Genomic DNA, 12,010 nt, shown 5'->3' on the forward strand with positions numbered 1-12,010 from the left:
GCGCGCAGGGCGCCGCCGTCGAAGATCGGCAGGGTCAGCGTCGGACCGAACGACCAGCTGGCGATGCTGCCGCCAGCGCCGCCGCCGGCGAGCTTGGTGTAGGATGGCGAGATCGAGCCGGACAGCGAGATCGTCGGATAGAGCTGCGAGATGGCAACGCCGATATTGGCGGTCGAGGCAGCGAGATTGCGCTCGGCCACGCGAATGTCGGGACGGTTGCGGATCAGGTCGGCCGGAATGCCGGACTTGATGCCGCCACGGAAGACCGGCTGCGACGAGCCCTTCTGCAGTTCGGCGACCATGTCACCCGCCGGCTTGCCGAGCAGGGTGGCGATGTGGTGGGCGGCGGTGCGGAAGCTGATCTCGAGGTTCGGGATTTCAGCCTGCGTCGACTGCACCAGACCTTCGGCCTGCACGACGTCGAGGCGCGAGGCGGCGCCGGCCTCGAGCTGGAACTTGGTCAGCTCGTAGGTTTCCTGGCGCGACTTCAGGTTCGCCTTGGAGAGCGCGATGCGCTCCTGGAAGTAGCGGGCGTTGACGTAGGAGGTCACCAGATCCTGCAGATAGGTGAGCTTGGCGACGTCGGCGCTGGAGTAGGCGGCATCGAGCGAGGCCTGGGCGCTTTCCTTCGAACGGCGATACTGGCCGAACAGGTCAAGCAGCCAGGAGATGCTGGCGGTGCCTTCCTGGACGTTGGTGGCGGCGTGCGTGGTAGCAAGGTTGCCGAGGTTGCCGCTGGTCGTCTGCGAGGCGCCGACCACCAGACCGGGCAGCGAACCGGCACCTGCTACCGTCACGTTCGAGGCGGCGGAGTTGATGCGTTCCAGCGCCTGCTGGATCGACAGGTTCTCGCTCAGGCCTTCCATGACCAGCGCATTCAGGCGCGGATCGTTATAGGCCGTCCACCAGGCAACCGTCGACACATCACCAAGCTCCTTGGCGCCGCCTTCGTTGAACTTCGCCGGGAGGGGCATCTCTGGTGGAACATGATCCGGGCCGCTGACGCAGCCCGCGAGAAGCAGCAGAAGTGCCGGAGACGCAAAGCGAAACGATACCATTAAAAATCTTCCTGTAACTCGACCAAATTCATTTCATGTCTGAAGCTATTACACTTCGCTCTCGGCCGCGCTTCGCTCATACGAGAAACACCATCCCGAAGCAGTCGTGCGCAATGTATCAATGAGTCCCGGTTTCTTACAGTGCATTTATATCACACTCACGCTTCATTTTTCGTGCGGCGGGCGAAGACTCGCCGGATCACAACGAAGAAGGACGGGACGAAGAAGATGCCGAGAGCCGTCGCCGAGAGCATGCCGCCGAGGACGCCGATGCCGATTGCGTTCTGTGCAGCGGAACCAGCACCGGTGGCGATCGCAAGCGGCACGACGCCGAGGATGAAGGCAAGCGACGTCATGATGATCGGACGCAGGCGCAGCCGCGCGGCTTCAAGCGTCGCCTCCAGAAGCCCCATCCCGGTCTCCATTCGGTCCTTGGCGAACTCGACGATCAGGATCGCGTTCTTCGCCGCCAGTCCTATGGTCGTCAGCAGACCGACCTTGAAGTAGACGTCGTTGGCCTGGCCGAAGAGGCTCGCCGCTGCCAGCGCCCCGAGAACGCCGACCGGAACGGCCATGATGACCGAGAACGGGATCGACCAGCTTTCGTAGAGCGCCGCAAGGCAGAGGAAGACGACGAGGACCGAGATCGCATAGAGCATCGGCGCCTGCGAGCCGGAGAGGCGTTCCTGATAGGAAATGCCTTGCCATGCCACGGTGTAGCCGCCGCCGAGCTGTTCGGTCAGGACTTCCATTTCGTCCATCGCATCACCGGAGCTGACGCCCGGCGCGGAGGCGCCGTCGAGCGGGATTGCGCTTACGGCGTTGAAGCGGGCAAGCGTCGGAGCGCCCTTGACCCACTCGGTGCGAGTGAAGGCCGAGAACGGAACCATCTCGCCGCTCGAATTGCGAGCATACCAGTGATCGAGATCGTCCGGCTGCATGCGGAACGGTGCGTCGCCCTGCACATAGACCGGCTTGATTTCGCCGTTCAGGGTGAAGTCATTGACGTCGCGACCGGTGAAGATCACCGAGAGCATCGAATTGACCGCGGCGATATCGACACCCATGGCGCCGATCTTCTCCTGGTCGATGATGATCTTCATCTGCGGTTCGACTTCCTTGTTGTTGCTGCGCAACGCCACGACCTTGCCGCTGGCATTGGCCGCCTGGATCAGGCGCTTGGAGGCCGCATCGAGCGCGTCCGTGCCATGGCCGCCGGTATCGACGAGGTACATGGAGAAGCCGCTCGATACGCCCATGCCCTGAATTGCGGGCGGCAGCAGTGCGAAGACCTGCGCCTCGCGGAAGGTGAAGAACGTCTTCAATGCGCGCGTCACGACGGCCTGCGCATGCAGGTTGGCGTCGGTACGCTTGGAGAAGTCCTTCAACTTGGTGAAGACGATAGCGCTGTTCTGGCCGGAGCCGTTGAAGCCGAAGCCCAGGGCGCCGAAGACGGATTCGACAGCGTCCTTTTCATTTTCGCGATAGTATTTTTCGACCTTTTCGACGACCGCCTGCGTTTGCTGGGTCGTGGAACCGGGAGGCGTGGTCACGATGGTGAGCAGAACGCCCTGGTCTTCCTGCGGCAAGAACGAGCTTGGCAGGCGGTTGAAGAGGTAGGCACAGCCGACGCCGATCAGCAGGAAGACGACCATGACGCGGAACGGCCGCTTCAACAGGTAGGCGATGGTGCTGACGTAGCCGTTGGTCGAGTGCGTGAAGTTGCGGTTGAACCAGTCCCCGAGGCGGTTCTTCTTATGCTCGGCCACCGGCTTCAGCATGGTGGCGCAAAGCGCCGGCGTCAGCACGATCGCGACCAGTGCAGAAAGAAGCATGGCCGAAACGATGGTTACGGAGAACTGGCGGTAGATGATGCCGGTGGAGCCTCCGAAGAAGGCCATCGGAATGAAAACCGCGGTGAGGACGAGCGCGATACCGACGATGGCGCCGGTGATTTCGCCCATGGACTTCTCCGTCGCTTCGAGCGGCGAGAGCTTCTCTTCGGTCATGATGCGTTCGACGTTTTCGACGACAACGATAGCGTCGTCGACGAGCAAACCGATCGCGAGGACCATCGCGAACATCGTCAGCGTATTGATCGAATATCCGGTGGCTGCAAGGATGCCGAAGGTTCCGAGCAACACGACCGGGACCGCGATGGTCGGGATCAGCGTCGCACGAATGTTCTGTAGGAAGACGAGAAGAACGACGAAGACGAGAACGATCGCTTCGATCAGGGTGTGAACGACCTTTTCGATCGACAGTTCAACGAACGGTGTCGTGTCGTACGGATAGGTGATTTCGACGCCTTCCGGCAGGCCGCGGCTGATCGTATCGAGCGCGGCGCGAACGCGGCCGGCGGTGTCGATGGCGTTGGCGCCGATGGCCAAGTTGACCGCGAAACCGCTGGAGGGCAGCGTGTTGTAGCGCGAAGAACCACCGTAGCTTTCCTGGCCGATCTCAATGCGGGCCACGTCGCTCAGGCGGACCGTCGAGCCGTCCTTCTCCACCTTGAGGATGACGTGCTCGAAGTCGGAAACAGTCGTCAGCTGGCTCTGCGCGGTGATCGTCACGTTGAGCTGCTGGCCATCCACTGCCGGCTGGGCGCCCAGCGAACCGACGGAAACCTGGGTGTTCTGTGCTTCAATGGCCGAGGTGATATCGCCCGTCGTCAGCTGATACTTTAGGAGCTTGTAGGGATCGAGCCAGACGCGCATAGCGTAGCCGGAACCGAAGATGTTGATGCTACCGACACCTTCGAGGCGCTGAATCTGATCTTCGATCGAGCTCGACATGATGTTGCCGAGATCGACGGAGGAGCGCTTACCATCGGTCGAGACCAAGGCGCCGACGAGCAGGATACTCGACGTCGAGCGGGTGACACTGATGCCGGCGTCGATGACGTCACTCGGCAGTTTCGACTGCACGAGCTGAAGCTTGTTCTGCACCTGGACCTGCGCGATATCCGGGTCGGCGCTGGTGCCGAAGGTCAGGGAGATGCTGGCCGAGCCGGTCGACGAAGTCGAGGTCATGTAGGTCAGGTCGTCGAGGCCGGTCATGCCGTCTTCGATGATCGTCGTGACCGACTTCTCAACAGTTTCCGCACTGGCGCCGCGATAGGTGGCGTTGATGCGCACGGTGGTCGGCGCGATGTCGGGATACTGCGAGATCGACAGGGTGAAGATCGCCAGCACGCCCGCAAGCATGATCGTGATCGCAATGACCCACGCAAAGATCGGGCGTCGAATGAAAAAAGTTGCCATTGGCTTGTTATTCCTGTGCGGCTCGGATCAGTGATCGTCGCATTACTTTGCGGCGGGCTTCTGCGCGTCACCGGACGAGGGTTGTTCCGCGGGCACGACAATGCCCTTCTCGTTGATCTTCATCGGCATGGGCTTTACCGGCATGCCTGACGTGATCGACTGCAGGCCGGTCACGATCAGCTGATCGCCGTCCTTGATGCCGTCCGTCACCAGCCATGCGTTGTTGGAAGGCGATGCGTTTTCGAAGATACGGGTTTCGACCTTGCCTTCTGCGGAGACGAACTGCGCCGTCAGCTCACCGTTTGCATTGCGGCTGGTCGCCAGTTGGGGGAGGGCGAAGCCGCTCTCGGAGCCCAGTTCGAGCGTTGCGCGAACATACATGCCCGGCAGGATGATGCGCTCAGGGTTCGGGAAGCGCACGCGGATGATGAAGGTGCCGGTCGTCTCGCTGACGACAGACTTCGACATGTCGAGGGTGCCCTTCTGATCGTATTCCTTGCCGTTTTCCAGAATCAGACGGAACGCGGCATTGCCGGCATTGCCCTTGATCTCACCCGACTGGATCGCGTTGCGCAGGCGCAGCAGGTTCGTGCTCGATTCAGTCAGAAGGATGTAGACCGGATCGAGCTGGCGCACGGTGGTGAGGGCTGTCGTCTGGTTGGCCGAGACGACGTTGCCGACGTTGTAGGCCGTCTGGTCGATCAGGCCGTCAAAAGGCGCGGTGATCTTGGTGTGGTCGAGATCGATCTCGGCCGCTGTCAGGGCCGCCTTGGCGGACTCGACTTCGGCCTGCGCCTGCAGCAGGTTCGTCTTTGCGGTTTCGAATTCGATCTGCGTCGCACCGGAGCCAACGAGGCGCTGGTAGCGATCGAAATTGCTCTGTGCGCTCGGAACGCTGGCTTCGGCCTTGGCAATCGCTGCCCGCGCCTGTGCGACGCTCGCCAGATAGGGCGCATCCTCGATCTGATAGAGAACGTCGCCCTTCTTGACCTCGCCGCCTTCGCGGAACGGGATTTCCGTGATGATGCCGCTGACCTGCGGACGGATATCGGCAACCTGTGATGCTTCGGCGCGACCAGGCAGGATCGTCGTTACGGGGAAGGAGCCCTTCGTCAGCGTGACGACGCCTACCGGCGCTGCCTGCTGCGCCGCACCCGCAGCGCCGCCGGCGGCGCCTTGCGTCTTGCCGCTATCGCTGCAGGCTGCCAGCACGCCTCCGATCGCGAGAGCGGAGGAAACGAGAAGAATGCGCCGTATCATAATGAAATCCCCGTGCGGTGGCAGCTGAATCAATGGCTTCCGGGAAGAAGCCCGATTACCGATTCAGAATCATTAGCCACTGATCCGAATTTAAGAAAGACTTTACAAAGTGACGTATGGTAAGAATCGTCACTTAGCAAGCGCTATTTTGCAGTGCGGCATCCACGAAATTCACGATGTCACGAGCGCGCTGGACAAGTGTGTCTTTATCGTCACGGGCAATGAGGACGGGGTGCAGGACACTGGCAAGAACGTCCGAAACGGTGTCTGCCGCCCGTTCCGGGTTGGTGCAATTATAGCGTCCCCTTGCGACGCCTTCGCGAACGATGTCCCGCAGCTTGTGGACGATGCGCTCCCGATATCGGTTGCCTGCCTCGAGCTTTGCCTCGACGGTCATCAGGACCATTTCGAAGATGTAGGGGTTCTGCTGGATGTCCTGGAGGTGGCTGTCGAGCAGTCGGAGCACGAAGCGCAGTAGCTGTTCCTGCGGAGGGAGATCGTCGTCATAGGCGGCAAAGCGATCGGCCACGTCACCGAGATGGCGTTCCGCGATAGCGTCGACGAGCGCGGACTTGGTGCGGAAATGCTTGAAGACGTTGGCCGGCGACATGCCGAGCGAGGAGGCGATATCGGCAATCGACACCGCTACGAAGCCACGTTGTCGAAACAGCAATTCCGCCATCGACAGGATGTCTTCGCGTGTCTCTTCGGCCTTGCGCCTTGGCCTGCGTGCCATTCATGCCCCCGCCGGTTCGTCTCCGGCCCCAAGTCTTTCCGATGCTAATGCGAACAGCGGAAGACCTGCAAGCCTATGTTGCAGGCCATGCCGCGATCAGTTGTGCATTCAGGAAAAATAGGGCGAAAGATTCCGGCGAACACGCTCGACCGGGGTTGCCTCGCTGTCGTCGGGGACGAAGGTCTGGGCGGTGATCGCCTCATAGGCCTTTATATAGACGGCGGAGGTTTGCTCAATCAGGTCGACGGGAATCTCCGGGATCTCATCCTTATATGGATCGCACCGTTCGGCGACCCATGCGCGGACGAAGTCCTTGTCGAAGCTTGCCGGGCGTGTGCCGGCTTCGAAGCTTGCCTGATAGCTGTCAGCCAGCCAGTAGCGGCTGCTGTCAGGCGTATGAATTTCGTCGGCCAGAATGATGTTGCCGTTTTCGTCCGTGCCGAACTCGTATTTGGTGTCGACCAGGATGAGGCCGCGCTTGGCGGCGAGTTCCTGGCCGCGCGCAAAGAGCGCGAGGGCATATCGCGACAGCGTTTCCCATTGCGTCTGGGTCAGCAGTCCGCGTTCGACAATCTCCGTTGGCGTCAACGGCTCGTCGTGGCCGCCGTCGAATTCCTTGCTGGTGGGGGTGATGACCGGCTCGGGCAGTTTCTGGTTGTCGCGCATGCCGTCGGGCAGGCGCATGCCGTACATCTCGCGCTCGCCCTTCTTGTAGAGCGTGAGGATGGAGGTGCCTGTGGTTCCGGCGAGATAACCGCGCACGACGATTTCGACCGGCAGAATGTCGAGGCGCTTGCCGATGACGACATTCGGATCCGGATATTCGATGACGTGGTTGGGGCAGATGTCCTTCGTGGCCTCGAACCAGTAGCGCGCGGTTTGCGTCAGGACCTGGCCCTTGTAGGGAATGCAGGTGAGAATCCGGTCGAAGGCGCTGAGCCTGTCCGTGCTGATGATGATGCGTCGCCCGTCGGGAAGATCGTAGTTCTCACGAACCTTGCCGCGGTAATAGTTCGGCAGTTCTGGAAAATGGGCTTCGGAGAGGATGCGCACGTGGACCGTCCTTGTCGGTTAAGGGGCTTTCCCCTGCTCTAGTTCCATTGCCGGGGATGTCAAGCAAACCGGCCTTAAAGCCAGAAGACATAGACAAGAACTAGGGTCAAAAAATAGGATCCCAGTGCCAACGGGCCGCCAATCTTCAGAAAGTCACGGAAACGATAGCTGCCGACGCCCATTGCGAGCGTGTTGTTGTGGTGGCCGAAGGGCGTGAGGAAATCGAGCGAGGCACCGGCCGCGACGGCAAGAAGATAGGCGGCGGGGGAGTGATGCGCGATCGATGCGAATTCGATCGCGATCGGGCTGAGCACGATGGCGACGGTGGCGTTGTTGACGAACGGGGTGATCGCCATGGCGAGAAAGAGCAGGAGGCCGACGCCTGCAACAGGGTTGGCGATCGGGATGACGGTACGCAGGCCGCTCGCAATGACCTCCGCGGTTCCTGTGCTTGCGACGGCAGAGCCGATGGGGATCATCGCGGCAAGCATGATGATGATCGGCCAGTTCAGATCCGCCATCGCCTGGCGGATATTGAGATAGTTCAACAGGGCGAGTGCCGATACGACCGCGGCGAAGGCGATATCCGGCTGCAGCAACCCGAATGCAGTCGCTGCCACGCCGCATGCAAAGATAATGAACGGTTGCCAGGCACCGCCGCTGCCATGCGATGGTGGCTGGGAGGCAAGCGGAAGGCATTCGCATTCCTCCAGCGCTTCCGTGATGGCGGCATGTTCGCCTTCCAGCACAAGGATGTCGCCGATCGACAACTGCAGGTCCTCGAAGCGTCCCTCGATACGCGGCGAGCGCATCGACAAAGCCGCAACCACGATGCCGCGGCTGCTGAAGACCTCGAGCGAGCGCAGACGCGAGCCGACCAATGTGCTCTCCGGCATCACGACTGCTTCGATGCTGGTGAGTTCGACCTGTGGAACTGCCGGATGTCTCGCCGGAGAGAGGGCGCCGGATGCTGTCAGTTCTGCGAGGACTGTATCGTCGGTCTCCGCCAACAGGTAATCGCCTGCTACGACATGGGACTTGTCCCGAGCCCCGAAGACAAACGCGTTGTTGCGGATCAGGGCGTGCGGCTGAAGTCCGAAGCGTGATGGCATCTCCGCAAGATTTGCGCCGATGAGGGGAGAATGGTCGGGGATGTGCCGTTCGCTTACCACGCGCCGTGCGGCGGGATTGGGCGTCGCCGCATCATTGCCAGTTTCGGCGAATGTCCGGGGCGCGCGCCACGAGACGAATGCAATACCGATGATGAGCAGGGGCGCGCCGACATAGGCAAATTCGAACAGGCGAAATCCTGTGCCCGTTGCCTGTGCCATGGCATCGCTGACCAGCAAATTCGCCGGTGTCCCGATCAGCGATACGATCCCGCCGAGCAGGGCGGCGAAGGAGATCGGTATGACCAGTTGGCGTTTCGGGATCTTCATGACCGCGCTGACCCTCAGCGCGACGGGCAGGCCGATCGAGAACGCACCGATATTGTTCATGAAGATCGAGAGGAAACCCGTGGCGGACGACAGCGCAGCAATCACCCCGGTATTGGAGAGGCGCGCCTCACCGAGGAGACCCGCCAGCCGATCCAGGATCCTGGCGCGTGCCAGCACCTGTACCACAAGCAGGATCTCCACCACCGTGATCACGACCGGGCTCGCAAAACCGGCGAAAACCTGGTTGGCCGGATAAAGCCCGAGCGCATATCCCGCCAGCAGGCCGGCAATGGCAACGATCTCGATCCTGAACCGCTCAAGGGAAAACAGCGCAAGCATCGCGATCAAGAGGATCAGCAAAGATACCTGCTCAAATGTCATGGGGTGTCCCGAGCATCTTCATTCGGATCGAATGTAGCGGTTCGGTGTCGCCTGTATAGGGCTATATATTGCAGGCGCCCGACCGACGGCTGTCCAATCAGCGCGGGATCCGGCGCCATGTGCCGCTCTGCGTTTTCTCAAGAACAGGCGTGGAGAAGACGCCGATCGTTCTTTCCTGCCAATGCGACCCGGAAGCGTCGAGCGTGTCTCGCCAGCGATCCGATTGCAGCATCGCCGCGCCGATCGCGACGGGCGTGATTGCGCAGCCCGCAAGCAGGTCGAGCCCCGAGACGATCGATGTACCGCTCGATATGACGTCGTCAATCAAGGCCACGCGCCGGTTTTCGAGAAGCGGCAGCATGCGCGGGTCGATATAGAGGCGTTTCTGTTGTGTCGGCGTCGTGATCGAAGACAGCGGTACGGAAAGCTCCTCGCGGTACCAGAACTTTCTCGATGTGCCGAGCGGCACGTAGCGCCGGTGGCCGAGCTTCTGCGCGACGGCGGAGGCAAGGGTGAGCCCGAGCGTGGGCAACCCGACGATCACGTCCACATCGAAGGCCCGCAGCTTTGCCGCGAGCCGTTCGGCCAGGGCGTCGAGGACCTCGAAACTTGCCTGATTGATGATCAGCGAGGCAAGGGCATGCTGCCCGTCCGTCATCACGCGGACCGGCAGGCGAAGTTGCCGTCCGTCATCGAATTCGGCCACATAAAAAGAGGTGAATTCGTCTCTGCTGTGAAAGCTGCCTGCAGCATGGATTTCCTGCCAGAAGTCGTGCGGCGCCAATTCCGTCATGCCATTCAATTCCGTCTTGTCTTTTCCATGCCTGCGCGAACACGGAGTTCCTTCAGCTCGGCCTCCGTCAGCGTCCGCGCTGTGCCCTTTACCAATGTGCCAAGTTCGACGCTGCCGATCGCGACACGCACGAGCCGCAGGCATTCGGTGTCGAGTGCTTCCAATATCCGCCGGATCTGCCGGTTGCGGCCCTCGTCGAGTTCGACCTCGATCCAGGAGTTGCGGTCGCCGCTGCGGAGCAGGCGCGCCGAGGTCGCCTTCAGCAGTTCGCCATCGTGGCGAACGCCGTAGGTCATATCGGCCAGCCGCTCCGCATCCATGATCCTGTCGACCTGGACGTGGTAGGTCTTGGTGACATGGGTGTCGGGATCGAGCAGCGCCTGGGCAAAAACGGTGTCGTTGGTAAAAAGAAGGAGACCTTCGCTGGCCTTGTCCAGCCTTCCGACCGGCGACAGGTGCGGAATGTCGAAATCCTTCAGACAGTCGTAGACAGTCGGCCGCCCTTCGGGATCGTGACGCGTGGTCACCAGCCCGCGCGGCTTGTTCAGCATCAGATAGACGAACTCTTCGGCGGCGACATCGATACCGTCGACGGCAATCCTCGCCTGGGTGATATCGACCCAGGCGGACAGATCGGTGACGATGCGGCCGTTCACCGCCACGCGGCCGTCCGCGACAAGCCGCTCGGCTTGCGTGCGCGAACAGTACCCGAGTTTGGAAAGAGCCCGGGGCAGTGTCACGCGTTTGCCCGACGCATCGGCGGCGGGTTTCATACGCTCTCGGGGTTTTTGTGGTGCTCGGCGCGCCCTCACTCTGTCGCCTCTGTCAGATGTCGATGCCGTGTTTCTGGCATGAACCGTTTGACGATGCCAGCGATCCGCCATCAAAACGCGGGGATAAGCCCGCCGTCATGGCCTAGAAAATCGCCATGCATGAACGCCGGCGCTGACCACGCCGACGTTCATGAAAGAGGTTTCGTGAAGGGATGCTGGGTTGGAGGCTGGCCGACCTAATGGCGGGCCATGAAACCAGCGAGTTCCTGCCGGTCCATCACTATACCGGCCGCCGCTTTGGCCGGATCGGGATGCGTATAGGAAAAGCGCGACATTTCGGGCAGTTCGAGAGCCTGTCGCGCGTTCATGATGCCGACCGCATGACGGCCATTGGCGCCGTCGACGCTGACTTCGACAATGCAGTTCAATCTCTTCCCGTCCATGAACTGTTCTCCCGCTTCTTTATTACGCCATTCCCTATCCCGGAAAATTGGTTTTTCTAAGACGTTAGTCTTATGAGCCGCATCCTACGTCGGATGGAAACGGCTCGCAAGAAAAAGCGGGTTACCAATTTCAGGCAGGTGGCCTAACGCCACCAGTGGCGCGGCTCCTGTTGCTGGCTGCTCAGGAGGTAGCCGGCGAGGAAGCCGATGGCTCCGGCCAGGGCCAATGCGGTCGTTGTTGCCGCGGCGTGCTCTCGGGCAGCGTCGGCCGCTGCCACGCCCTCGGCCTTGATGTTTGCGACAGCGGTCTTGGCGCGGGGGGTGATCTCGTCATAGGCCTTGCCGGCGCGATCGCGCACTTCATAGTAAGCTTCGGCCCCTTGCGCGGAGATCATCTTCTGAAGTCGCGACACCTCCTGCTGGAGCGCTGCGATGTCCTTGCTGACCGAGGCCCTGACGTCGTCGGTATTGGCTGCCATGTCTTTTCTCCTTTGTTGTACCGAAGCAGAAACACCGCAACGGGCTGTTGGGTTCCAGACGGCTCTCATCTGTCCATAGAGGCGGCCACGATCGGCTTGATCGTCTCAGGGGAGGCTGAAAACAACAAAACAGGGCGTATGCGGGGGAGGGGAGGGGTGGTTTCCGGTAGTTTTTGACCGTCCGGTAAAGAAAACCGAATGGTCTAGGGGAGGGCAGTGGGCTAGGTCTCCTCTCTCTCCGGAAATTCCCTCTATGGAATCAGCATGTTACAAAAATGTCAAAAAACTTTGTTGGGGTGTGTTGACTTGGAAAGGGTGGGGGCCGTATAAGC

10 protein-coding genes are annotated in these 12,010 nt (G+C 61.0%); all 10 read right to left on the minus strand.

Features of this window, described 5'->3' with window-relative positions; all coding sequences use genetic code 11:
- A partial coding sequence (locus QTL94_RS20045) for an efflux transporter outer membrane subunit (protein WP_289803014.1) occupies window positions 1-1,058 on the minus strand: 1,058 nt, incomplete at its 3' end.
- Between the two features lie 158 nt (window positions 1,059-1,216).
- The gene (locus QTL94_RS20050) at window positions 1,217-4,321 is read right to left on the minus strand and encodes an efflux RND transporter permease subunit (protein ID WP_065693010.1); all 3,105 of its coding nucleotides are present in this window, start codon (window positions 4,319-4,321) and stop codon (window positions 1,217-1,219) included.
- Between the two features lie 42 nt (window positions 4,322-4,363).
- Window positions 4,364-5,581: an efflux RND transporter periplasmic adaptor subunit gene (locus tag QTL94_RS20055; protein ID WP_065693018.1), complete on the minus strand. Its 1,218-nt coding sequence runs from the start codon at window positions 5,579-5,581 to the stop codon at window positions 4,364-4,366.
- A gap of 133 nt (window positions 5,582-5,714) precedes the next feature.
- On the minus strand, window positions 5,715-6,317 hold the full coding sequence (locus QTL94_RS20060) for a TetR family transcriptional regulator (RefSeq protein ID WP_065693011.1): 603 nt from the start codon (window positions 6,315-6,317) through the stop codon (window positions 5,715-5,717).
- Between the two features lie 108 nt (window positions 6,318-6,425).
- A complete protein-coding gene (locus QTL94_RS20065) occupies window positions 6,426-7,370 on the minus strand; it encodes a phosphoribosylaminoimidazolesuccinocarboxamide synthase (RefSeq protein ID WP_065693012.1) in 945 nt (314 codons plus the stop codon).
- Window positions 7,371-7,444: 74 nt separating this feature from the next.
- Window positions 7,445-9,190: an SLC13 family permease gene (locus QTL94_RS20070; protein WP_289803015.1), complete on the minus strand. Its 1,746-nt coding sequence runs from the start codon at window positions 9,188-9,190 to the stop codon at window positions 7,445-7,447.
- Between the two features lie 97 nt (window positions 9,191-9,287).
- Entirely contained in the window at window positions 9,288-9,983 is a 696-nt protein-coding gene (locus QTL94_RS20075; protein WP_289803016.1) for a phosphoribosyltransferase, read from the minus strand.
- 5 nt (window positions 9,984-9,988) lie between these two features.
- On the minus strand, window positions 9,989-10,795 hold the full coding sequence (locus tag QTL94_RS20080; RefSeq protein WP_113524376.1) for a pseudouridine synthase: 807 nt from the start codon (window positions 10,793-10,795) through the stop codon (window positions 9,989-9,991).
- Between the two features lie 197 nt (window positions 10,796-10,992).
- Window positions 10,993-11,199 carry a hypothetical protein gene (locus tag QTL94_RS20085; protein ID WP_065693016.1) on the minus strand — a complete coding sequence of 69 codons (207 nt, stop codon included), beginning with the start codon at window positions 11,197-11,199 and terminating at the stop codon, window positions 10,993-10,995.
- Between the two features lie 143 nt (window positions 11,200-11,342).
- Entirely contained in the window at window positions 11,343-11,678 is a 336-nt protein-coding gene (locus QTL94_RS20090) for a hypothetical protein (protein WP_289803017.1), read from the minus strand.
- Window positions 11,679-12,010 lie beyond the last annotated feature (332 nt).

This window comes from Rhizobium sp. S96 (genome assembly GCF_030382195.1).
GTDB lineage: Bacteria > Pseudomonadota > Alphaproteobacteria > Rhizobiales > Rhizobiaceae > Rhizobium.

Excerpts from the sequence above, each read along its gene's own strand:
- QTL94_RS20070 (WP_289803015.1), bottom strand. The coding sequence starts at position 9,190 with ATGACATTTGAGCAGGTATCTTTGCTGATCCTCTTGATCGCGATGCTT.
- QTL94_RS20075 (WP_289803016.1), bottom strand. The coding sequence starts at position 9,983 with ATGACGGAATTGGCGCCGCACGACTTCTGGCAGGAAATCCATGCTGCA.
- QTL94_RS20060 (WP_065693011.1), bottom strand. The coding sequence starts at position 6,317 with ATGGCACGCAGGCCAAGGCGCAAGGCCGAAGAGACACGCGAAGACATC.
- QTL94_RS20055 (WP_065693018.1), bottom strand. The coding sequence starts at position 5,581 with ATGATACGGCGCATTCTTCTCGTTTCCTCCGCTCTCGCGATCGGAGGC.
- QTL94_RS20090 (WP_289803017.1), bottom strand. The coding sequence starts at position 11,678 with ATGGCAGCCAATACCGACGACGTCAGGGCCTCGGTCAGCAAGGACATC.
- QTL94_RS20085 (WP_065693016.1), bottom strand. The coding sequence starts at position 11,199 with ATGGACGGGAAGAGATTGAACTGCATTGTCGAAGTCAGCGTCGACGGC.
- QTL94_RS20050 (WP_065693010.1), bottom strand. The coding sequence starts at position 4,321 with ATGGCAACTTTTTTCATTCGACGCCCGATCTTTGCGTGGGTCATTGCG.